This is a genomic window from Erwinia sorbitola (assembly GCF_009738185.1).
Lineage (GTDB): Bacteria > Pseudomonadota > Gammaproteobacteria > Enterobacterales > Enterobacteriaceae > Erwinia > Erwinia sorbitola.
The window spans coordinates 2,945,296-2,968,097 of record NZ_CP046509.1; the positions used below are offsets into that span (position 1 = coordinate 2,945,296).

Here is a 22,802-nt window from a genome sequence, read left to right on the forward strand (position 1 = left end):
ATTATTATCAATTATCACCTGCATTGCGGTATTTGGCTTTTCTGCAATAGGTTAGATGCCCTGGAGCAGCTTAAGGTAATCCCATGCTCTCAGTATGGACTTAACAATTTGTTACACAGCGGATATCACCCTCTTTTTATACGATCGGGTCAGTCGTAGCGGTTACCCGGAAGTTAGCACGACTCGTGCTCTGCTCAGGCTGCCTGATCCGGCAATAGCGTCGTATTGAATATTTATCACAGTTATCCGCTCATTATTCTCCCGCCCTCGTTCAATTTATTGCTACCAGATAATTTACTGGTCAGGACGTTTCAGCAGCAGCAGGATCCCGGTTATAGATCACTTCTCCCCCACTTTACTCCTGACACGACGATGGGTGCCCGGTTTTTAACCAGCCGATGCGGCGTTATCGCAGTTTAGTCGCATTTTTGCTTTCTCAGCCGGGATTTTACGTTAAGCTCTTGACCGCACTAACCTCGACAACATCAGACACACGAAAAGCCATCAGAGCTTTCACATCATCACCACTGGACAGGAAACCCGTTAATGGTTGATCAATTAAAAGAGGCTGTCGCCTCAGAAGAAGAACCGGACACCCTCCGGCGTAATCTGCATAATCGTCATATTCAGCTTATCGCTATTGGCGGTGCAATCGGTACCGGCCTGTTTATGGGCTCGGGGAAAACCATCAGCCTTGCCGGGCCGTCGATCATATTCGTATACATGATCATCGGTTTTATGCTGTTCTTCGTCATGCGCGCGATGGGTGAGCTGCTGCTCTCCAATCTTGAGTACAAATCGTTTAGCGATTTCGCCGCCGACCTGCTCGGCCCCTGGGCAGGCTATTTTACCGGCTGGACTTACTGGTTCTGCTGGGTAGTTACCGGTATTGCTGATGTGGTGGCGATCAGTTCATATTTCCAGCTCTGGTTCCCGGATTTTTCGATCTGGATGAGCGCCCTGCTCTGTATCGTTGTGTTCCTGTCGCTTAATATCGCTACAGTTAAACTTTTCGGCGAGATGGAGTTTTGGTTCGCGATTATTAAAATCGTCGCCATTGTTGCGCTTATTGCTACGGGCATCGTGCTGGTGGCCATGCACTATCCGTCACCGGGTGGCGGTACTGCCTCACTGAGCAATATCTGGGATCACGGCGGTATGTTCCCTAAAGGGTTAAGCGGCTTCTTCGCTGGCTTCCAGATTGCGGTGTTTGCTTTTGTTGGCATTGAGCTGGTGGGAACCGCCGCAGCGGAAACCCATGACCCGAAAACTGTTCTGCCGCGTGCAATTAACGCCATCCCGTTACGTATTATTATGTTCTACGTGCTGTCGCTGATGGTGATTATGGCGGTCACGCCGTGGGATCAGGTGGTAGCCGATCGCAGCCCGTTTGTTGAAATGTTTATGCTGATTGGCCTGCCGGCAGCGGCGAGCATCGTCAACTTTGTGGTGCTGACCTCGGCGGCCTCGTCAGCAAACAGCGGCATCTTCTCCACCAGCCGTATGCTGTACGGTCTGGCGCAGCAGGGTGTGGCGCATCGCCGCTTTGGTATGCTCTCACGCCGGGCAGTGCCGACTACTGGCCTGTTCTTCTCCTGCCTGTGTCTGCTGGGAGGCGTGGCGCTGATCTATCTGATCCCGAATGTGATGACGGTATTTACGCTGGTCACTACGGTCTCTGCCATTCTGTTTATGTTTGTCTGGACGATTATCCTCTGCTCCTACCTGGCCTACCGCAAGAAGCATCCGGAACGCCATGCAGCCTCCAGCTATAAAATGCCGCTTGGCAAGTTGATGTGCTGGGTGTGTATGGCCTTCTTTGCTTTTGTGCTGGTGCTGTTGACCCTGGAAGAGGATACCCGTCAGGCGCTGATGGTAACGCCGCTCTGGTTTATCATGCTGGCGGTAGGATGGTTCCTGCGTAAACGTAAAGCTGGATAACCGATAACGGGCCAGGCTAACCTGCCCCGTTCCGTTAAAATCTTGACCACAGCTTATGTAGCGCCTGCCCGAGCGGCAGGCGCTGAACCGGTAAGCGCTCCGGCTTGTATGGCCCGTTCTTAAGCGGCTCAGGGCCTAAATCAAAGGTAAAGTTGTAGTCCGGCTCTTCGCCCATCCGCAGGTCGGTGATAGTGATATGATCTCCCACGCGCTTCATCGCATAAAACCCACCGCTGAACCAGGCCATGCGCTGAACGTACCAGTTATCCCTGAACTGTTGATAGAGTGCGCGGCCATTATCATGGGCAGTCAGCACCAGCGGCTTATCCTGACTTAACAGCGACCAGAATCCTTCCTGATATTCTTCTGCGGTGATCGCCACAACCCGCCACTGCAAAGTGTTAAACGCCGTAGGGGTCACCAGCAAACGCTCTGCTTTAATATGCTGCTGCGCAAGCTGCTGCTTCACCTCCTGGGTGACCCAGGCCTGTGCGACCATACTCCACACCAGATACAGACAGCTCAGGCTTAAACCCAGCATATTCCAGCGTCGTCCATGCGTATTTCTCCACACCAGCACCGCCACCAGCCCGGCCAGCAGCGGCAGTGTGTAGAGCGGATCAATAATAAACATGCTGCCAATGGCGAAGGGCCGATCGGTAAACGGCAGCGCCAGCTGGGTACCGTACACCGTGGTCAGATCAAGGAGCGGATGGGTAATGAGCGCCAGCCATACCGCCCACCACCAGCGACCAAAAATGTGCGGCTGACGGGTGATTCTGCCGCATAGCCACGCCAGCACAGGGGAAATCAGCGTCAGCCAGAACAACGCGTGGCTCTCGGTGCGATGCAGGGTCATATTGCGAATAGCATCGCCATGGTCGATAAAAACATCAAGATCGGGCAATGTCCCGCAGACAGCCCCCACTGCTGCCGCCTGCCAAACCGGGACTTTACGCCCCATTACGGCCACCGCGACCGATGCTCCGAGAACAAGTTGTGAAACGGAATCCATTATCGCTCCCTGTTAGCCACTGACTCTAGCGTACGCGGATACCCTCAATCACCATGCGCTGCACGTTTTCTACCGTCTGATTGAAGAAGTGCTCATCATTCAGGGTTTGCCCGGTAATCGCCTCCACCTGAGTGGCAAAATCCGCATAGTGCTGGGTGGTGGCCCACAGCATAAAAATCAGATGGTCTGGCTGAATAGTAGCCAGCTTGCCCTGCTGTACCCAGGCCTCAATTACTGCGGCCTTATCTTCAACCAGATGGCGTAAATCTCCCGCCAGTTCTGCTTTTAACAACGGCGCGCCCTGTAGCATCTCCATGCAGAACAGGCGCGAAGCCTGAGGGTGATCGCGGGAAACTTCCAGTTTAAGCCGAATATAGTCACGTATCGCCTCCAGCGGATGCTGATCGTGGCGCAGAGCACGCAACGGTGCCAGCCAGACATCCAGCAGGTCTTTCAGTACCGCAATATAAAGCTCTTCTTTTGAAGGGAAGTAGTACAACAGATTGGTTTTTGATACGTCAGCACGCTCTGCCACTCTGTCCAGGCTGGTGCCGTGAATACCATATTGCGAGAAAAATTCCAGCGCCGCAGAGAGGATAGCGGAACGTTTTGCTGCCACTGCGCGGGCACGGCGCGTCGGGGCTTTGGCCGGTAACTTATCAGTAGAATTCACCGTGACTCCATGATCCATGTGGGTTGCCAGGATAATAACAAATCACTCCTGACATACCTAATCAGAGCTACACCCTCAATGTTCCGTACCGCAGCTATGCAGACGGCCTCAGCGTCCCTGGAGAACGGTCTGTGCCACAGCATGAAGTTATTGAGAGTGCACTTTTATTGCACATCAGCGCCTTTTTATTGTGCACCTGTTTTTACCAAATGGTCTGATTTTGATCATCCGCTCCAGCTATTCTTTTACAAAGAATAAACAACCAACTGTTTTTAATAACATTTCTGAAACTGGCACAGCCTTTGCAATCTGATTAACAGCGCCGCTTCAAAGGAAAATGCAGGATGCATCGCAGCGCCGGGATTCAATCTTTCACTCACGCAGAGGATGTCATATGAAAATTGGTGTTTTTATCCCGATCGGCAACAACGGCTGGTTAATCTCCAACAACGCGCCGCAGTACATGCCCACCTTTGAACTGAACAAAGCTATCGTACTGAAGGCAGAGCATTATCATTTCGATTTTGCATTATCGATGATCAAATTGCGTGGCTTTGGTGGCAAAACCGAGTTTTGGGATCACAACCTCGAATCCTTTACTTTGATGGCAGGCCTGGCGGCCGTTACCTCGCGTATAGAGATCTATGCCACTGCCGCGACACTCACCCTGCCACCCGCCATTGTCGCCCGCATGGCGTCGACCATCGACTCTATCTCCGGTGGCCGTTTTGGCGTTAACCTGGTGACCGGCTGGCAGAAACCCGAATATGACCAGATGGGTCTGTGGCCTGGCGATGAATACTTCTCCCGTCGCTATGACTATCTCACCGAATACGTCAGCGTCCTGCGCGACCTGTGGGGCACCGGCAAATCCGATCTTAAAGGCGAATTCTTCACCATGAATGATTGCCGACTCAGCCCACAGCCTCAGAAACCGATGAAGGTGATCTGTGCCGGGCAGAGCGATGCTGGTATGGAATTTTCGGCCAAACACGCCGACTACAACTTCTGTTTTGGTAAGGGTGTGAACACTCCCTGCGCATTCGCTCCAACGGCGGCGCGAATGAAAGTTGCCGCCGATGCAGAGGGCCGGGATGTCGGTTCCTACGTGCTGTTTATGATTATCGCTGATGAAACCGATGAAGCGGCACGCGCCAAATGGGAACACTACAAAGCCGGAGCCGATGAAGAAGCGCTGTCATGGCTGACCACACAAAGCCAGCAGGATAAACGTTCCGGTAGCGATACTAACGTCCGCCAGATGGCGGATCCGACTTCTGCGGTCAATATCAATATGGGTACGCTTGTCGGCTCTTATGCCAATGTGGCCCGCATGCTGGACGAGGTTGCCACCGTCGAAGGCACCCAGGGTGTGCTGCTGACCTTTGATGACTTCCTGCAAGGAATTGAGAACTTTGGCGAACGCATTCAACCGCTGATGCAGTGCCGTATTGATGTCATTGAAGCTGCTCAGGAGGTAGCATAATGAACGCGAAACCCGCCGTTGTCTGCACCACCGCCTCAATGCAGAATGCGATTACCCTGCCCGCACGTCCGGAATCCATTGTTTTTCCGCCAGAGCAGACTGCATTGATTGTAGTCGATATGCAGAATGCCTACGCCACCCCCGGCGGCTACCTTGATCTGGCCGGATTTGATGTCTCAGCTACGCGTCCGGTGATCGAACAGATCAACATAGCGGTAAAGGCCGCACGCGAGGCGGGGATCCAGGTGATCTGGTTTCAGAATGGTTGGGACGATCAGTACGTTGAGGCAGGCGGGCCTGGCTCACCAAACTGGCACAAGTCGAACGCGCTAAAAACAATGCGCAAGAATCCGGAATTACAGGGAACGCTGCTGGCAAAAGGCGGATGGGATTATCAGTTAGTCGATCAGCTGACGCCGCAGCCGGGCGATATTGTACTGCCAAAACCGCGTTATAGCGGCTTCTTTAATACCGCACTAGACAGCATGCTGCGCAGCCGCGGCATCCGCCATTTAGTGTTCACCGGCATAGCCACCAATGTCTGCGTGGAATCAACGCTACGTGATGGCTTCTTTCTTGAGTATTTCGGCATCGTGCTGGAAGACGCCACCTACCAGGCAGGGCCACTGTTTGCCCAGCAGGCGGCCATTTTCAATATTGAAACCTTCTTTGGCTGGGTCTCTGACGTCGGCAGTTTTTGTGCTGCGCTGCAAACTGAACCCGCTGCCGTGAAACAGACGGCTTAACCCTGACCTACTGACGGAGAACAGACCATGCCAAAAACCATTATTACCCCGCCGGGCACCAGCGTACCCATTGCTCCTTTTGTACCGGGAACGCTGGCCGACGGTGTGGTGTATGTGTCCGGAACACTACCGTTCGATAAAGATAATAACGTAGTTCATGTTGGAGATGCGGCGGCCCAAACCCGGCACGTACTGGAAACCATTAAGAGCGTCATTGAAACGGCTGGCGGCACGATGAACGACGTGACTTTTAACTCCATTTTTATTACCGACTGGAGCAACTACGCGGCGGTCAATGCGGTGTATGCCGACTATTTCCCCGGCGAAAAACCCGCTCGTTTCTGCATTCAGTGCGGGCTGGTGAAAGCCGATGCATTGATTGAAATCGCCAGCGTGGCCCATATCGGAAAATAAGGAATCACTGATGCATATTGAGCTATCAGGACGCGACGAACCCGGGGCCAGAACCGTGGTGTTATCCGCCGGGCTGGGAGGGTTGGGAAGTTTCTGGCTGCCTCAGATGAACGTGCTGCGCGCGGCGTTTCGCGTGGTGGTGTACGACCAGCGCGGCACCGGTCGCAGCCCGGATAGCCTGCCTGAAGTCTACAGTATGCAGGAGATGGCCAGCGAACTGGCAAATCTGCTGGAGCAGCACAATATCACGCAGTTCGATATTGTTGGTCACGCGCTTGGCGGTATGGTGGCGATGCAGCTGGCGCTTGATTATCCCGAACGCGTCTCACGCCTGGTGCTGGTCAACGGCTGGCTGCGGCTGGATGCGCATACCCGCCGCTGCTTCCGCGTACGTCAGGATCTGCTGCTGAATGTTGGCGTCGAGGCTTATGTCCGCGCCCAGCCGCTGTTTCTGTATCCCGCGGACTGGCTGTCGACGCATCAGGCTCGTATTGAAGCCGAAGATACGCTGCATACCGCACATTTCCAGGGCATGGACAACCTGCTCAAACGTCTGCATGCGCTGATGGCTTGCGACTACAGCGGGCTGGCATCTCAGATTAGCCAGCCGGTGCTTTTACTCTGCACACGCGACGACCTGCTGGTGCCATGGGTCTGCTCCGAGGAGCTGCTGGCGGCACTGCCGCAGGCCACACTGCAACGCATGAACTGGGGTGGCCACGCCATGAGCGTCACCGACCCTTCCACCTTTAATCACCTGCTGATGAGCTGGCTGCAAGATGACAGCCTGGCCGCTAATACCACTGATATGGAGTTACTATGGCAGAAACCTTCAATACGCTGACCCCTGCTGCCCCCGCCACTGGCGTGGAGAAGCAGCAGTTCCGTAACGCGATGGCACGCCTGGGGGCTGCCGTAAATATCATCACTACTGACGGCCCCGCCGGACGCGCCGGATTTACCGCCTCGGCGGTGTGCAGCGTGACAGATACACCACCTACCCTGCTGGTGTGCCTGAATCGCTCTGCATCGGTCTATGCAGCCTTCCGGGAAAATATGCAGCTCTGTGTCAACACGCTGGCGGCGGGACATGAAGATTTATCCAACCTGTTCGGCGGTAAGACGCCGATGGCAGAGCGCTTTATCGCCGCCGACTGGTCAACACTGGCAACCGGTTCGCCGATCCTCAGCGATGCGCTGGCCTCGTTTGACTGTGTCGTGACGCAGGTGATGAGCGTCGGCACCCACGACATTCTGGTGTGCGAAGCTCAGGCGCTGGTTTTCAGCGACAGCAGTCATGGCCTGATCTATTTCGATCGCGGCTACCACCCGTTACCACTTCGTAGTTTCTGATACCGCGCCTTCGGCCGGTCAATGCAGTGCTCACATTCTGGAGATAACGATGGCAGGTTCCTGGTTCCCTCAATGGTCGAAAACGACGGCGTCGACAACCGGTATTGTCGCACCTGATGAAACACTGCCCTTCGGGCAAACGGTAGTAATGGGTTTGCAGCACGCGGTCGCCATGTTTGGCGCTACGGTGCTGATGCCCTTGCTGATGGGGTTGGATCCGAATCTGTCGATCCTGATGTCAGGGGTGGGTACACTGCTGTTTTTCCTGATCACAGGCGGACGGGTACCCAGCTATCTCGGCTCCAGCGCAGCATTTGTTGGGGTGGTCATTGCAGTAACCGGCTTCAACGGTCAGGGACTGAACCCCAATCTCAGCGTCGCACTGGGAGGCATTATCGCCTGTGGTCTGGTCTACACCCTGATCGGTTTTTTGGTGATGAAAGCCGGTACACGCTGGATTGAAAAACTGATGCCGCCAGTGGTAACCGGCGCAGTGGTGATGGCCATCGGGTTGAATCTGGCACCGATAGCCGTGCGTGGTGTCTCGGCATCGATGTTTGATAGCTGGATGGCGGTAATGACAGTGCTGTGCATCGGCGTGGTGGCTGTCTTTACCCGGGGAATGGTGCAGCGCCTGCTGATCCTCGTCGGACTGATTGTTGCCTGGGCGATCTATGCGCTGCTGACCAACGGTCTTGGCTTAGGGAAACCCGTGGACTTCAGCCTGCTGGCCAATGCGCCGTGGTTTGGAATGCCGCTGGTGACCAGTCCGACCTTCAGTACCCAGGCGATGGTAATGATCGCCCCGGTAGCCGTCATTCTGGTGGCTGAAAACCTCGGGCATATCAAAGCAGTGGCCGGTATGACCGGGCGCAATCTGGATCCCTATATGGGCCGGGCATTCGTCGGCGACGGGGTGGCAACAATGTTATCCGGCGGCGTTGGCGGCAGCGGTGTCACCACTTATGCCGAGAATATTGGCGTGATGGCCGTGACCAAGGTTTATTCCACACTGGTGTTCGTCGCAGCGGCGCTGATTGCCATGGTGCTGGGATTTTCGCCTAAATTCGGCGCGTTGATCCATACTATTCCAGGCCCGGTCATCGGCGGCGCATCGATTGTGGTATTCGGTCTGATTGCGGTGGCGGGTGCCCGTATCTGGGTGCAGAACAGTGTCGATCTCAGTCAGAACGGTAATCTGATTATGGTCGCCGTTACCCTGGTGCTGGGAGCAGGAGATTTTGCCCTGAAAATTGGTAGTTTCACCCTCGGCGGCATTGGCACGGCAACCTTCGGAGCCATTTTACTAAATGCACTCCTCAGCCATAAACGTGCCGCAGCACTGAGCGGCAGTAGCGTGGTGCCTCAGGATCTGTAATCGCTCAGATCGCAAAAAGAAGGGCCGGTGAGGATATCACCGGCCCGCAGAATTCAATGAGAAACAGAGCGTGTCTACTGCGGTGCAGAGGGCGAAGGGTGACTTTTTACCTTCTTTTTACGCTTCAGTTTCAGTTCACTGATTAATACGCCCAGAACGATGAGCGCTCCCCCCAGCAGCGCGATACCCGGTAATCTCTCCCCGGCGATACGCCCTACAATCCCCGCCCACACTGGCTCTCCGGCATAGATAACCGTGGCTCGGGTTGGCGACACGCTGCGCTGCGCCCAGTTCATTGTTACCTGAATCAGTGCGCTTGCCATTCCCAGCCCGACGGCACTGTAGAGCAGATAAGGAGTATACGGCGGCACCGATTCACCGTTAGGCACCATCATAATAAAACCAAAAATCGAGGCCGCAGCAAGCTGGATCACCGTGACCCGCTGTACGTTAACTTTTCCTGCGCTGGCGCTGATCAGGATAATTTCCGCCGCAATCGCCAGCGTACTGAGCAGCGTGGCGATCTCACCGGCATTAAAGGCTATCTCACCCCCTTCCGGCCCGGCCAGCAGCAGCAAGCCGCCAAATGCCAGCACGATACCGATCCATGACATCAGCCCCGGCATTCTTCCGAGAAATATCCACTGTAACAGCGGTACCAGCGGAACATAGAGCGCGGTGATAAAGGCAGACTTGCTGCTGGCGATCGTCTGCATGCCGTAAGTTTGTAAACCATAGCCAAGGCCAATCGCCAGACCAATCAGTGCCCCTGCTTTTATTTCATACCAGGTAACGCCGCGCAGTACACGCCAGGAGATCACTCCGAGCAGCACAGCCGCAGTAGCGAAACGCACGCCGATAAACCAAAACGGGCCGCTGACGGTCATCGCATGATGTACTGCGAGGAAGGTGCCTCCCCAGACCATAGTGATGAGGATCAGTACCCCTTCCTGAGGATTTATTGCAAATTTATAACGGGAAAAGAAACCGGACATTGGAGCACTCTGCTGATGTTTTAACGTCAGTGTGCTGGTCTGGTTGAGGAGGGTCAAGCACTGTGCGAGGGATACTTACTGTGCCACCGGAAAAACCGGCGGCAGGCGGCATCCAGGCTTATTCAACATCGTCCGTTTTACTCTTACCGCCGCGGCTATTACGGCCACCTTTTTCGCCAGCGAGAGACGCGCGCTTAGGGTCATTTTTGAAATTCCCGCCGCTCACTTTACCGCCTTTACGCCCCGCTTCTGATGCTCTTTGACGGTCTTCAGCGAAATTCCCAGATCCACCACGATGTTCTGCCATTTCTTACCTCCGAATAGTTAAGACATCATTCTGCATTTTGCCGATATATCCCGGTTATTCCGGCAACGACAGCGACAGGTACGACTGCCTGCCGTGCTGTTAAGCATAGTGTATTCAAACTGCGGCGCGCTCGTAACCGGCCCATTAATGCGTATGACGATGCGAATGCACTGATTTGTCCGCTTAATTTTATTAATGCTTTATGGAAAGAAATGCGCATTCGTTGAATTTTCACGCAAACGCAGAGTGGCTCACGGGCAGGCATTGCAGTCTCTTCTATACTGAAAATTCAGGCACAACACGCACAACAGAAAAAACAGGAGATCGTTATGGCAACACAACAATCGAAAGAGCATCACGTTGGCGAATGGGCAACTCTGCGCGGTACTTCCCCCGAAATCGCCGAAGCTATCTTTGAAGTCGCAAATTATGATGAGCGGCTGGCTGAAGGGATCTGGCAGCAACAGGGCAGTGATGAAGTGCTGCTGCGCGCCTTTGATAAGACTGATGCTGATGTGCTGACCTGGGATAACAAGGTGGTTGAGCGAAAAAACGTCTGACATTAAGGCGGGTGCCCGCACCCGCCGGTTCCCCCGGTAAAGCCTGCCAGTGAGACTCCTCTGAGAACGTCCCGGCCCGTCAATATGTCGTCTACGCTTATATTGGGTTTCACTACTGACAGCCAGAACCCGGCTGATTACTGACACTATCCAAAGGAGGCGTAATGCCGTACCAGACGATTAATCCCGCAAGTAATAAGCTGATCAAGTCCTGGCCCGACCACAGCGACAGCCAGATTGAGCAAGCGCTGGCCACTGCCGATGCGCTGTACCATTCTGACTGGTCTAAAGGTGCTATTCAGCCCCGTTTGCAGGTGCTGAAAAAGATGGCTGATCTGATTGACAGCCGCGTTGATGAACTGGCCGAAGCTGCCAGCATCGAGATGGGTAAACTGATTGAACAAAGCCGGGGCGAAGTACAGCTCTGTGCACAGATTGCTCGTTACTACGCTGAGAATGCCGAGCGTTTTCTGGCTCCAACCTCCTACCCCAGCGAGCTGGGCGAAGCCTGGGTTGAAAATCATCCAATTGGCGTGCTGGTTGCCGTAGAGCCGTGGAACTTCCCGTTCTATCAGCTGATGCGTGTACTGGCACCCAACCTTGCCGCCGGTAATCCGGTTATGGCCAAGCATGCGAAAAATGTTCCGCATTGCGCAGTATTGTTTGAATCACTGGTAAAAGAGGCGGGCGCACCTGACGGGGCCTGGACTAACATTTTTGCCAGTAATGATCAGGTTGCGAACCTGATTGCTGATGATCGCGTGCAGGGCGCTGCCCTGACAGGCTCTGAGCGGGCTGGTAGTTCTGTTGCACAGCAGGCCGGTAAATACCTGAAGAAAACCACGCTGGAACTGGGCGGGAATGATGTATTTGTTGTTCTGGACGACAGCGACCTGGATAAAGCCGTAAAAGCTGGCGTAGGCGCCCGACTGAGCAACTGCGGCCAGGTCTGTACTGCCGCTAAACGCTTCCTGGTTCATGAAAAGGTGGCCGATCGCTTCCTTGAAAAAATGACCGAGGCTTTCAAAACGGTAAAAATTGGCGATCCTCTCGATGCCAGCACGACTCTCGGCCCGCTCTCTTCTGCTGATGCACGCGACACGCTGGATAAACAGGTTCAGCAGGCAAAAGCGAAAGGCGCTAAAATCGTGCTGGGAGGTGCACCGGTTCCGGGTGAAGGTTGTTTCTATCAGCCAACTATCCTGACCGGCATCACCCGCGACAATCCGGCTTATTTTGAAGAGTTCTTCGGTCCGGTGGCGCAGATCTATGTGGTGAAAAACGACGACGAAGTGGTTGAACTCGCCAATGATTCGCACTACGGACTGGGCGGTTCAGTATTCACCAAAGATATTGCCCGTGGTAAAGCACTGGCGTCACGCATTGAAACCGGAATGGTGTATATCAACTCGGCGACTAACACCTCAGCCGAGCTGCCTTTCGGTGGAGTAAAACGTTCAGGCTACGGTCGTGAACTCTCCGATCTGGGTATTAAAGAGTTTGTGAACCAGAAACTGGTGGTAATCAGCAAGGATTAACAGATTGCTGTAACTGTTGAATTACCCTCGCACGATTAAAAAAGGGGCGGCCTGTTTAACCAGGCCGCCCCTTTTCACATCAGAACATTTCACATCAGAACATGGACAGCCGCTAATGGCTGCCCCGACACCATCAGTTAGTCGCAGGTTGCGCTGCTGGTTTAGCGTCCTGTTGGCTCTCTGCCCCGGCTTTATCTGCTTTCGCTTTATCTGCTGCGGTTTTATCTGCGGCAGCTTTGTCAGCTGTGGCTTTGTCAGCTGTAGCTTTATCAGCTGCGGCCTTATCTTTTGCAGCCTGATCCGCAGCGGCTTTATCCGCAACGGCTTTATCTTTTGCTGCTTTATCGGCGGCGGCCTTGTCAGCGGCTGCTTTCTCAGCAGAAGCTTTTGCCTGCGCGGCTTTATCAGCAGCAGCCTGGTCTGCGGCTGCTTTATCAGCCAGCGTCTTGTTAACCACGGCCTTCTCATCCACTGCTTTTTCTGCCGGAGCTGGTGCTACAGCCGGTGCCTTTTCAGTCACCTGCAACGGCGTACCCTGAAGTGACTTATTCAGAACCTGTGTGAACTGATCCCACGAACAAAAACCATTGGCATCCGTCGGACAGCCTGCCATTTGCAGCGTCACACGTTTCGGCGGGTTATCCAGCGACAGTGCTTCTGCATCGCGCAGCTGGCTTGATGTCTGATAGATATACTCGACTTTCACCAACTCACGATCGTTTTTCTTATCGTGCCAGCGCTGGAACTGAACCATGCCACCAATTGGGGTTTTCTCATTCTGACCTGGGAGTTCATACGGCTTGAAATCCAGCGCAGTCAGCAGCGAAGCGATATTCGAATCGTGCCCAACCATCAAGGTCACTTTAGGTGCGCTGGCTTTTTCCTGGTCGACCAGCATGCTGCGGATATAGTCCACCAGCGGAGCAGCAACTTCACGAGCTACAACCGGAGAGGTGAACAGCGTGTCCTGATAGCCATTTTTGATCGCCGCCAGCTCTTTCCACTGCTCAGGCGTTTTGATTTGCCCCCAGGCCACCTGCTCCATCGGGAAACCTTCATAATATTGCAGGGTGAAGGCATCCACCAGCGAGTTACCCACCTTCAGCGGGCCAGAGACATTTGGCTCTTTGCCGTTTTCCGCACTAAATTTGTTTTGATTATCGCTGGAGAGATCGCACTGTTTTTTACCGCTACAGGCTGGGGAGTTTTTATAGTCGATAATCTTTTCCAGACGCTGGAAGGCAGGCTTAAGCGCCAGCTTCTCGCCCTGGCCGTTAATTGCCGTCAGCGCCTGCTTATTAAATTCTTCACTATCGTTGGTAATCACCGGATTAAACACCGGATCCATGGAACCCATCTCATCCTGATGGGAAATGGCGATATCACAGCCCGGGAAAGCGCCGGTAATAAAGAACTGCGCGGTAGCAACAGTGCGTTGCAGGCTGTTTGCATAGGCGTAAACATCGTCGGACGCCGGGCACTCACCCTCTTTAACCAGCCCCTGTTGCGCAAGCCATTCACGGGTATAGCGGCCCATATAGACTTCAAGCACTCCGCCTTTCGTGGTTAGCTGCCCGCCGGGGACATCCCATTTCGGCCAGGCTTTTTTCGTCGCCTGCGACAGGACGCTGCCATTATCTGCCAGAGGAGCCCGCAGGTTGTGACGGCTCATCATCAGTACTTGTTCCAGCTGATAATCACTATCAGCAGCCCAGGCAGGAATTCCGGATAGTGCGGAGCAAACGGCTAACGCACAGAGGCTAAACTTTTTGATCATGTGTGTATTCCATTGATTCGAAAGGGTGAACGTGCTGACCGGCATAGTATGCAGCGCAGCAAGAAAACAGTGTATCAGCACTGACTCACCACCACCGCTCTCCAGAGTTATAGGCCAGAGGCTCGCTTAATCCCGAAATTATCCAATAACGGGTTTATTAATAGTGAGAATATAGCAGACTCTGACCCCGGCGGCTTAGTGGCTTCAGGGGTTTGAAAAGAAACAAGATGTTTTTAGGATTGATCTAATCGCACGCCCGGGAAGAAAATAGCAGGAAGAGAGCGAAAACTGAAGGGTGTTAACGTCTGGCTGAATTTATGGATATAGAGAAAGACTACTTCTGTATATATCTTCCGTATATATCCGACGACCGTGGTACACGGACTGAATGGAATCAGATAAAACAAAAAACCCCAGGCTTTTACAAGCCCGGGGTCAAAATTGATGGTGGAAGCGTAGAGATTCGAACTCTAGAACGGTTTCCCGTCGCCGGTTTTCAAGACCGGTGCCTTCAGCCACTCGGCCACGCTTCCACACGGTTATCAGCTTACTTAAGAAGACTCTCGCTAACTGATGGAGCGCAGTATAGGGGATGTTTTTCGGTTTGCCAACACTATTTTTCGCTACTTTGTTGATTTAGTGAGCATTTATGATTGTTTGCTTTAAAAATCAGCAATGGGCGTTAATAAGGAAGAAAAACGGTAATAACTCTGGCGGGAGAAGATATTTATTGCGCACAAAACAAAACGGGCCAGCATTACGCTGACCCGTTGGATTTGATGGTGGAAGCGTAGAGATTCGAACTCTAGAACGGTTTCCCGTCGCCGGTTTTCAAGACCGGTGCCTTCAGCCACTCGGCCACGCTTCCACAATGGGGCGCACTATAAACATCCCTGATCGGCTTGTAAAGTAGCTTTTGTATCAACTGCGTAAAAAAAATCCCTCCCCCCTTGCGATCGCTGATAATATCGCCATCTTGTACAAAGTATCAGCGTGTTAGCGAGTAAAGAAGGGTAAAACGCCTTTCCCTACTACATCATGCTCTTTATGCTGCGTGACAGACTGAGTATTGTTTTAGTGACCCTATGAGGTGATTTATGGATCGCATCGTTTCTTCCGCACGCGAAAGCTCGTTACTAAGTACGCATCGTGTTCTGCGTAATACCTATTTCCTGCTTGGCCTGACCTTAGCTTTCTCCGCGCTGACGGCTACACTGAGCACTGTTTTCGCCCTGCCAGCGCCTGGATTTATACTGATGCTGGCTGGTTTTTACGGTCTGATGTTCCTGACCTATCGTTTAGCTGACAGCCCGGCAGGTATTCTGGCGGCCTTTGCCTTTACCGGTTTCCTCGGTTACTGCCTTGGCCCGATCCTGAACAGTTTCCTGTCCGCCGGAATGGGTGATGTTATCGGTCTGGCGCTGGGCGGTACTGCGCTGGTCTTCTTCGGCTGCTCGGCTTATGTGCTGACCACCCGTAAAGACATGTCGTTCCTGTCCGGAATGCTGATGGCAGGCTTTGTTGTGCTGCTGGTCGCTGTTGTTGCTAATATCTTCCTTAATATTCCTGCTCTGCATATGGCGATCAGTGCACTGTTTGTGCTGTTCTCTACCGGGGCTATTTTGTGGGAAACCAGCAATATTATTCACGGCGGCGAAACTAACTATATTCGCGCCACCGTCAGCCTGTATGTCTCTATCTACAACATCTTTGTCAGCCTGCTGAGTCTGCTGGGTATGTCACGCAGTAACTAAGTAAATTGACTGACAGTCATTCTATAAGGCCCCGCACTGCGGGGCTTTATTTTTGCTGAAGCAAAAGTTTGGTAAACTGGCCGCAGGTTTACATAGTGAGGTAATACAGTGCAGTTTGACGGTAAAGAGATTGAGCGTGACGCGCAGGGATACCTGAAATCTTCCTCAGCATGGAGTGAGGGGCTGGCTCCGCTGCTGGCGGCTGAAGAAGGGATTGAATTGAGTGAGGCCCACTGGGAAGTGGTGCATTTTGTGCGCGCCTTCTATCTGGAATTCAACACCTCACCTGCGGTGCGGATGCTGGTAAAAGCGATGGCACAAAAATATGGCGAAGAGAAAGGCAACAGCCGCTATCTGTTCCGGCTGTTTCCAAAAGGGCCCGCAAAGCAGGCCACTAAAATTGCCGGGCTGCCAAAACCCGCCAAGTGCCTTTAGGCGTTAAACTGTCGTAAATCCGTGTGGAAGGTGCGGTGGATGATGTGGTTCCGCCAGCACTTTATCAACGCGGGCGTTGCGTGGCCCGCCTGCTTTCAACCACGCCAGCAGCGCCTCAACCTGTTGTGACTCACCGCAGGCCAGCACTTCTACACTGCCATCCTCCAGATTTTTAGCATAACCCGTCACGCCCAGCTCCTTTGCCTGACGCTGAGTGCTGTAGCGAAACCCCACTCCCTGAACAAGCCCGTGAACCCATGCCCTGATACAGATGATTGCCATTTTTTCTCCTCTGACCAACACCGATTGCTTTTTAGCTGTCGGCACCGGACAATATCGCCTGATTCTCTGAGTGTAAGCATAGCAAAATATGACTGTTCGTTTGATTCTTGCCAAAGGACGTGAAAAGTCCTTACTTCGTCGCCATCCGTGGGTGTTCTCCGGAGCGGTTGCCCGTATAGAAGGTAAAGCCCAGTCTGGTGAAACCATTGATGTTTGTGACAGCCATGGTAAATGGCTGGCGCGTGCCGCATGGTCACCGGAATCCCAGATCCGCGCCCGTGTCTGGAGCTGGCAGCAGGACGAGTCGATTGATATCGACTTCTTTGTACGCCGCCTGCGCGCCGCACAGCAGCTGCGTGACTGGCTGGCCGTGCGCGATAACCTGGACAGCTATCGCCTGATCGCTGGTGAGTCTGATGGCTTACCGGGTATCACTATTGACCGTTTCGGTAACTTCCTGGTGTTGCAACTGTTATCAGCCGGTGCTGAGTATCAGCGCGCGCCGTTAATCACCGCTCTCCAGACCTGTTACCCGGATTGCGCTATCTACGACCGTTCTGATGTCAGCGTGCGCAAAAAAGAGGGACTGGAGCTGACTCAGGGCGTCGTGCTTGGCGACACTCCTCCTGAATTGCTGCCTATTACTGAACACGGTATGAAATTGCTGGTCGATATTCAAACCGGACATAAAACCGGTTACTACCTTGATCAGCGTGACAGCCGCCTGGCCACGCGCCGCTATGCAGAAGGCCGCCGGGTACTGAACTGCTTCTCCTATACCGGAGGCTTCGCAGTTTCGGCGCTAATGGGCAACTGTACAGAAGTGATCAGTGTTGATACTTCACAGGCAGCTCTGGATGTGGCTCGTCAGAACGTTGAGCTAAACGGTCTGGATGTGAATAAAGCCAAATTCCAGCGCGATGACGTATTCAAATTACTGCGTCGCTATCGCGAGGAAGGCGAGAAGTTCGATCTGATCATTATGGATCCGCCGAAATTTGTTGAGAATAAAAATCAGCTGATGGGTGCCTGTCGTGGCTACAAAGACATCAACATGCTGGCGATGCAGTTACTGAACCCAGGCGGGATGTTGATGACCTTCTCATGCTCAGGCCTGATGGCAACCGATCTGTTCCAGAAGATCATTGCTGATGCCGCCATTGATGCCCAGCGCGATGTTCAGTTTATTGAGCAGTTCCGTCAGGCAGCCGATCACCCGGTGATCGCCAGCTATCCGGAAGGAATGTATTTGAAAGGGTTTGCCTGTCGCGTGCTGTGACTTGAAAACGCTGTTCTTGCCCCAATATAGAGGAGTAAGTACAAAGTTTCTCAGGAGGTTACGATGATGATTGCCAGCAAGTTTGGTATCGGACAACAGGTACGCCATCAGCTACTCGGTTTCCTTGGGGTTATCGTTGATGTCGACCCGGAGTACTCTTTAACCGATCCCGCGATTGAAGAAGTTGAAGGTGGCGAAACGCTCCGCTCCGCCCCCTGGTATCACGTGGTGATGGAAGATGATGATGGGCAGAGGGTGCAAACCTATCTGGCAGAGGCGCAAATTGCATGGGAATTACCCGGCGAACATCCTGAGCAGTCTTCACTGGATGAACTGGCCGCCACAATTCGTCAGCAGCTTCAGGCTCCAGGTCTGAGACACTAACAGAACCCCGCCGACGCGGGGTTTTTTATGGCTATTTTTCCAGACCCAGACGCGGGATCTCTATTTTCGGACAGCGATCCATCACGACCTTTAAGCCCGCTTCTGCTGCCAGAACGGCCGCCTGCTCGTTGATCACTCCAATTTGCAGCCACAGCGACTTCGCCCCAATGGCAATAGCCTCCTGCGCAACTCCCCACGCAGCCTCCGCATTGCGAAAGACATCAACCATATCAATACCATGAGGAATATCACTGAGTTCGGCATAGACCTTCTGCCCCAGTAATTCAGTTCCTGCCAGTTTCGGACTTACCGGGATAACCTCGTACCCCTGAGACAACAGGTAAGCCATCACCCTGTAGCTTGGCCGCGCCGGATTATCACTGGCGCCCACCAGTGCGATGGTTTTTGTCGATGTCAGAACATCAGCGATGGTCTTATCACTCATTGTTGCCTCCATTTGCCTTACTGGCGTTGTTGTCGCTAAGTGTGGCTTATTCACCACATTAAAAAACGCAACCTATGCGATTCTTGATTTATAGCACGATTAAGTATTTTTAAATGTTAATATGCTGGCATACTGAAAGACTTTGATACATTCAAACTCTTTAATATCCTTTACCCTGCTGGAGAAACAATGAAGCTGCGTATGGTCATCACCGGGCTGATAGCGATGCTGATTGCCGCAACCTCACAGGCAACGACGCTGAAGCTTTCTACCGATATTGACCTGCTGGTACTGGATGGGCATAAAATTTCAGGGTCACTGCTAAGAGGTGCTGAAGGCCTCGAACTGGAACGAGGCGAACATCAGTTACTGTTTCGCGTCGAGCGCACGGTAAGCCGCAATGCACAGGACACGGTAAACTGGATATCAGTGCCTCAGATCGTCACGTTTACCGCCCGTACCAAGTCGGTCATTATCCAGCTGCCAGCATTGCAGACTTTGCGTGATGGCAAACTTTTTGATAAAAAACCGCAAATTACTCTGGTTGATGAGCACGGTGCCGAAGTCAGCAGTAAACATGACACGCTTCATCCGCAGGCTCAGGGTAACCTTGAACAGGCGATGGTGCAGTATAACCTCGAAGGTCACGCAGCCTCCGTGCAACGTTTTGCCCAGCCGTTACGTCGCACCTCGCAAGCCGCTTCTGTTGAGCCAGATATAACAAACCATCAGCACCCGGCTGAACGTATGCTGCGACTCTGGTACCTTCAGGTTGATTCTGCAACCCGTCAACGATTTGTGATGTTGATGAATGCCCTGCATACCAGTTGATATCCAATTATACCCGGCGCTACACTCACCCTTCTGTTTACTTGTTCCTATTGCCCGACCCTACCCAACCAGGATACTGAATGGATCAGACAACCCGCACTCTACAGCCCCAAAAACACATTGCCCTGGTGGCTCACGACCACTGTAAAAATGCTTTAATGCAGTGGGTAGATGTTCATAAAGAGCAGTTGCAGCACCACACTCTTTACGCCACAGGAACCACCGGGAACCTCGTACAGCGCGCCACCGGTTTGCCGGTAACGGCGATGCTTAGTGGCCCGATGGGAGGCGATCAACAGGTCGGTGCGTTGATTTCGGAAGGGAAAATTGATGTGCTGATTTTCTTCTGGGATCCATTAAATGCCGTACCACACGATCCTGATGTAAAAGCGCTGCTACGCCTGGCGACCGTATGGAACATTCCGGTGGCCACTAACCGCGCAACCGCTGACTTTATTATCCAGTCCCCACTCTTTGCCCGGCAGGTGGATATTCAAATCCCGGATTATGAACGTTATCTGCAAGAGCGCCTGAAATAATCCAGGCGCTGGCTGTCAGGGTTTGCGCAATACCGGCACGCCCTGACGGCTAAATTCTGCTACAAATACCGATGGATGGGCACGATCGTACAACAACCACACCTGCTGCTTCGCACGCGTTATGGCAACATAGGCCAGCCTGCGTTCCTCTGCGTCCGGGAAATCTTCCGGTGCTGGTAACAGCGCATCTTCCATCACTGACTCCCTTGCCGCTGCCGGAAATCCCTCTTTACCCTCTGACAAGCCCAAAATAATGACGTAATCCGCCTGCTGTCCTTTACTGGCATGAATAGTCATAAAACCGATATTGAGCTTAGGCCAGCGGGTCGCGGCTTTATCCAGAATATCCGGTCGCAGATGGTGATAGCGTGCCAGTACCAGGATCCTCTCACCGACTGTAGCATAGCCGCTAAGTTTATTTATCAGTGCTTCCAACTGCTCTTCAGGCAACAGCGAAATCGCCTTTTTGTTACCCTTGCTCAGGCTGTTAAGCGGCTTTTTTAATTGATGAGGATTACTCTGAACAAAAGTATTGGCTATTTCGCCAATGCGCTGGTTAAAGCGGTAAGTCGTATCCAGAACACAGCGTTCTCCTTCACCGAAATGATGATGGAAAGCGGTAGTTAAGCTCATTTCAGCGCCGCTAAAACGATAGATGGCCTGCCAGTCATCCCCTACTGCAAACAGTGTGGTTTGTGTATTCTGACGGCGCAGTGCTGCCAGCAGTGCCGCGCGCTGTGGCGATATATCCTGAAATTCATCAACAAGAATATGCTTCCAGGGGCTGATAAATCGCCCTTTATCGAGAATATTTACCGCCTGATGAATCAGTCCGGCGAAATCAACCGCACCCTCTTCTTTCAGCGCTGCCTTCCAGGCCTTCATTAGAGGTGCCATCAGTTTTACCCGTTTACTGAACAGGTCGCGAACCTCTTCTGGCGCGCTGTCGATCATCGCGGCCTGCGCTCCACCATGCATGCGCATCAACCCCAGCCAGCGCTCCAGTCGGCTGGAAAGCCTGCGTGCGAGGCCATCATCCTGCCAAAAACTGCCTTCACTCAGCTCCCACTCCAGCTCATCTGTCAGCCACTGACGCCAGCCGTTTGCATGTGCTTTTTTCTCATTACACTGCTGCCGCCAGGTATCAATTAATAATTTTTGGCGCAGCCCGTGATCGGTCTCAAGCTTGCTAACAGTCGGGGCTTTGTTACTGCCCTGCTGAATAATGTGCAGAGCAAGAGAATGAAAGGTGCGCGCCTGAATATCATCAGTATGAAGGCGCGCTTTAATACGTTCATTCATCTCGTCAGCAGCCTTGCGACCAAAGGCCAGCAGCAGGATCTGCCCTGCACTGGCCTGACGGCGCATCATCAGCCAGCCAGCCCTTGCCACCAGCACTGAGGTTTTACCACTACCCGCCCCGGCCAGAACCAGTACAGCATCCTCGTCATTAACCACAGAGCGTGCCTGCGATGTATTCAGCGGCGATGTTTCCACCTGATTGAAGAAGTCCGCGTGCTGTTCCAGCATACGGTTAGTCCATTCATTATTACGCTGAACGCGTCGGGCATCGCTGTTATTCAACCATTGCAGGCAATACAGGTAGGGTTCACGACAGTTGTCAAACTCATCCAGGCGATCGGCTGGAAGCGGCACGGCATCAAATGCTTTACGGATCGCCAGTTGCCAGGCTGTGATGTCGCTGCGTTTGAGCCATTTATCCTGCCGCTCTCCCTGCTGGATTTGTAGCTGTTGCTCTAACAGCACGCTGGCTGAGACCTCGCTCATTTCCCTGCTCCACTGCTGCCACTCCTGGCTGAGATAGTGGAAAAAACGCTGTGTTTCACTCCACTCGGTACCATGCAGACGGACTACTTTTTCATCGGGCAGCGTAAATTCAAGCTCACCCCATACCAGCCCGCGCTTACACTTAATTGCCAGCAGCTGATTGAATGGGATCAGGTACTCATGTTTTTCACCGCTGACCTCTACACCTGCGGTCAAAAGCCGCACCCGGTTATAGGGATGCTGTGCCAGATGTTTACCCAACGATGTTGCTTTCAGTTCCATTACGGTGCCCTGGCTGCGGTTATTTTCATCATCAGACAGTTTAACTGGCAGACGTGTACCTCTCCAGTGCTAAAACACGTTACAATCAAGCAATTGTCGCTTATTAACCGTTATCAGCTAAAGGTGAACTCGTTTATGCGCACCGTTTTAAATATTCTTAATTTTGTGCTGGGTGGATTTCTCACCACGTTTTCCTGGCTGCTGGCCACACTGGTAAGCATTATTTTTATCTTTACCTTGCCGCTGACTCGCTCCTGCTGGGAAATTACCAAACTGTCTTTATTCCCTTATGGTAACGAAGCAGTACATGTTGATGAACTGAATCCTTCTGGAAAAAATGCACTGCTAAACTCGGGCGGCACGCTGCTGAACATTTTATGGCTGATCTTTTTTGGCTGGTGGCTGTGCGTTATGCACATAATGGCAGGCATTGCACAATGCATTACCATTATTGGTATTCCCGTGGGGATCGCGAACTTCAAAATTGCTGCGATTGCTCTGTGGCCAGTTGGTCGCCGCGTTGTTTCTGTCGAGGTCGCGCAGGCGGCTCGCGAAGCGAACGCACGTGCACGTTTTCGCTAAGTCACAGCAATGAATAAA

General features: G+C 52.9%; 24 protein-coding genes and 2 tRNA genes. 16 read left to right on the forward strand and 10 right to left on the reverse strand.

Annotated elements, in window-relative coordinates; genetic code table 11:
- Positions 1-546 precede the first annotated feature (546 nt).
- The gene (gene cycA / locus GN242_RS13250; protein ID WP_154751880.1) at positions 547-1,941 is read left to right on the forward strand and encodes a D-serine/D-alanine/glycine transporter; all 1,395 of its coding nucleotides are present in this window, start codon (positions 547-549) and stop codon (positions 1,939-1,941) included.
- A 34-nt stretch (positions 1,942-1,975) separates the two neighbouring features.
- Here the strand turns inward: cycA and GN242_RS13255 are convergent, their stop codons facing one another.
- Positions 1,976-2,956 carry a metal-dependent hydrolase gene (locus tag GN242_RS13255; RefSeq protein WP_154751881.1) on the reverse strand — a complete coding sequence of 327 codons (981 nt, stop codon included), beginning with the start codon at positions 2,954-2,956 and terminating at the stop codon, positions 1,976-1,978.
- A 25-nt stretch (positions 2,957-2,981) separates the two neighbouring features.
- Positions 2,982-3,647 carry an HTH-type transcriptional regulator RutR gene (rutR, locus tag GN242_RS13260; protein WP_154751882.1) on the reverse strand — a complete coding sequence of 222 codons (666 nt, stop codon included), beginning with the start codon at positions 3,645-3,647 and terminating at the stop codon, positions 2,982-2,984.
- A 376-nt stretch (positions 3,648-4,023) separates the two neighbouring features.
- Here rutR and rutA point away from each other — a divergent pair, with 376 nt between their 5' ends.
- From rutA to rutG, 6 genes are read left to right on the forward strand one after another with little or no spacing between them, the layout of a single operon-like run.
- Positions 4,024-5,115 carry a pyrimidine utilization protein A gene (rutA, locus tag GN242_RS13265; RefSeq protein WP_156287645.1) on the forward strand — a complete coding sequence of 364 codons (1,092 nt, stop codon included), beginning with the start codon at positions 4,024-4,026 and terminating at the stop codon, positions 5,113-5,115.
- A 38-nt stretch (positions 5,116-5,153) separates the two neighbouring features.
- Entirely contained in the window at positions 5,154-5,861 is a 708-nt protein-coding gene (rutB, locus tag GN242_RS13270) for a pyrimidine utilization protein B (protein WP_154752509.1), read from the forward strand.
- Between the two features lie 27 nt (positions 5,862-5,888).
- Entirely contained in the window at positions 5,889-6,275 is a 387-nt protein-coding gene (gene rutC, locus GN242_RS13275; RefSeq protein WP_154751884.1) for a pyrimidine utilization protein C, read from the forward strand.
- 10 nt (positions 6,276-6,285) lie between these two features.
- The gene (gene rutD / locus GN242_RS13280) at positions 6,286-7,119 is read left to right on the forward strand and encodes a pyrimidine utilization protein D (protein WP_156287646.1); all 834 of its coding nucleotides are present in this window, start codon (positions 6,286-6,288) and stop codon (positions 7,117-7,119) included.
- Complete coding sequence (rutF, locus tag GN242_RS13285) at positions 7,095-7,628, forward strand: NADH-dependent FMN reductase RutF (protein ID WP_154751886.1); 534 nt, start codon at positions 7,095-7,097, stop codon at positions 7,626-7,628. The genes rutD and rutF overlap by 25 nt, the downstream gene beginning before the upstream one ends.
- Positions 7,629-7,677: 49 nt before the next feature.
- A complete protein-coding gene (gene rutG / locus GN242_RS13290) occupies positions 7,678-9,006 on the forward strand; it encodes a pyrimidine utilization transport protein G (protein WP_154751887.1) in 1,329 nt (442 codons plus the stop codon).
- A gap of 74 nt (positions 9,007-9,080) precedes the next feature.
- Here rutG and GN242_RS13295 read toward each other — a convergent pair whose 3' ends face one another.
- Positions 9,081-10,001 carry a DMT family transporter gene (locus GN242_RS13295; protein WP_154751888.1) on the reverse strand — a complete coding sequence of 307 codons (921 nt, stop codon included), beginning with the start codon at positions 9,999-10,001 and terminating at the stop codon, positions 9,081-9,083.
- 118 nt (positions 10,002-10,119) lie between these two features.
- Positions 10,120-10,308 (reverse strand): con-10 family general stress protein, encoded by a 189-nt coding sequence (locus tag GN242_RS13300; RefSeq protein WP_154751889.1) that lies wholly within the window; start codon positions 10,306-10,308, stop codon positions 10,120-10,122.
- Positions 10,309-10,637: 329 nt separating this feature from the next.
- Between GN242_RS13300 and GN242_RS13305 the strand changes: the two genes are divergently transcribed.
- Entirely contained in the window at positions 10,638-10,868 is a 231-nt protein-coding gene (locus tag GN242_RS13305) for a YccJ family protein (protein ID WP_154751890.1), read from the forward strand.
- A gap of 164 nt (positions 10,869-11,032) precedes the next feature.
- A complete protein-coding gene (locus GN242_RS13310) occupies positions 11,033-12,406 on the forward strand; it encodes an NAD-dependent succinate-semialdehyde dehydrogenase (RefSeq protein WP_156287647.1) in 1,374 nt (457 codons plus the stop codon).
- Positions 12,407-12,539: 133 nt separating this feature from the next.
- Here the strand turns inward: GN242_RS13310 and agp are convergent, their stop codons facing one another.
- The 3 genes from agp to GN242_RS13325 all read right to left on the reverse strand — a co-directional run bounded on the left by agp (position 12,540) and on the right by GN242_RS13325 (position 15,051).
- Entirely contained in the window at positions 12,540-14,183 is a 1,644-nt protein-coding gene (agp, locus tag GN242_RS13315; RefSeq protein WP_156287648.1) for a bifunctional glucose-1-phosphatase/inositol phosphatase, read from the reverse strand.
- Positions 14,184-14,628: 445 nt separating this feature from the next.
- Positions 14,629-14,716 (reverse strand) — tRNA-Ser (locus GN242_RS13320).
- Between the two features lie 247 nt (positions 14,717-14,963).
- Positions 14,964-15,051: transfer RNA gene (locus GN242_RS13325), tRNA-Ser, on the reverse strand.
- Between the two features lie 229 nt (positions 15,052-15,280).
- Here GN242_RS13325 and yccA point away from each other — a divergent pair.
- Together yccA and tusE are read left to right on the forward strand one after the other, a co-directional pair.
- Complete coding sequence (yccA, locus tag GN242_RS13330; protein ID WP_154751893.1) at positions 15,281-15,937, forward strand: FtsH protease modulator YccA; 657 nt, start codon at positions 15,281-15,283, stop codon at positions 15,935-15,937.
- Between the two features lie 108 nt (positions 15,938-16,045).
- Entirely contained in the window at positions 16,046-16,372 is a 327-nt protein-coding gene (tusE, locus tag GN242_RS13335) for a sulfurtransferase TusE (RefSeq protein ID WP_156287649.1), read from the forward strand.
- Between the two features lie 3 nt (positions 16,373-16,375).
- On the opposite strand, the gene yccX is transcribed toward tusE, so the two are convergent.
- A complete protein-coding gene (gene yccX, locus GN242_RS13340) occupies positions 16,376-16,654 on the reverse strand; it encodes an acylphosphatase (protein ID WP_156287650.1) in 279 nt (92 codons plus the stop codon).
- Between the two features lie 88 nt (positions 16,655-16,742).
- Here yccX and rlmI point away from each other — a divergent pair, with 88 nt between their 5' ends.
- Both rlmI and hspQ read left to right on the forward strand, forming a co-directional pair.
- The gene (rlmI, locus tag GN242_RS13345; protein ID WP_156287651.1) at positions 16,743-17,933 is read left to right on the forward strand and encodes a 23S rRNA (cytosine(1962)-C(5))-methyltransferase RlmI; all 1,191 of its coding nucleotides are present in this window, start codon (positions 16,743-16,745) and stop codon (positions 17,931-17,933) included.
- Positions 17,934-17,999: 66 nt separating this feature from the next.
- On the forward strand, positions 18,000-18,317 hold the full coding sequence (hspQ, locus tag GN242_RS13350) for a heat shock protein HspQ (protein WP_154752511.1): 318 nt from the start codon (positions 18,000-18,002) through the stop codon (positions 18,315-18,317).
- A gap of 31 nt (positions 18,318-18,348) precedes the next feature.
- Here the strand turns inward: hspQ and GN242_RS13355 are convergent, their stop codons facing one another.
- The gene (locus GN242_RS13355) at positions 18,349-18,762 is read right to left on the reverse strand and encodes a CoA-binding protein (RefSeq protein WP_154751896.1); all 414 of its coding nucleotides are present in this window, start codon (positions 18,760-18,762) and stop codon (positions 18,349-18,351) included.
- Between the two features lie 189 nt (positions 18,763-18,951).
- Here GN242_RS13355 and GN242_RS13360 point away from each other — a divergent pair, with 189 nt between their 5' ends.
- Positions 18,952-19,593 carry a DUF2057 family protein gene (locus GN242_RS13360; RefSeq protein ID WP_154751897.1) on the forward strand — a complete coding sequence of 214 codons (642 nt, stop codon included), beginning with the start codon at positions 18,952-18,954 and terminating at the stop codon, positions 19,591-19,593.
- Between the two features lie 80 nt (positions 19,594-19,673).
- Complete coding sequence (locus GN242_RS13365) at positions 19,674-20,132, forward strand: methylglyoxal synthase (RefSeq protein ID WP_154751898.1); 459 nt, start codon at positions 19,674-19,676, stop codon at positions 20,130-20,132.
- Positions 20,133-20,147: 15 nt separating this feature from the next.
- Here the strand turns inward: GN242_RS13365 and helD are convergent, their stop codons facing one another.
- Positions 20,148-22,202: a DNA helicase IV gene (helD, locus tag GN242_RS13370; protein WP_156287652.1), complete on the reverse strand. Its 2,055-nt coding sequence runs from the start codon at positions 22,200-22,202 to the stop codon at positions 20,148-20,150.
- Positions 22,203-22,337: 135 nt separating this feature from the next.
- Here helD and GN242_RS13375 point away from each other — a divergent pair, with 135 nt between their 5' ends.
- Complete coding sequence (locus GN242_RS13375) at positions 22,338-22,784, forward strand: YccF domain-containing protein (RefSeq protein WP_154751900.1); 447 nt, start codon at positions 22,338-22,340, stop codon at positions 22,782-22,784.
- Positions 22,785-22,802 lie beyond the last annotated feature (18 nt).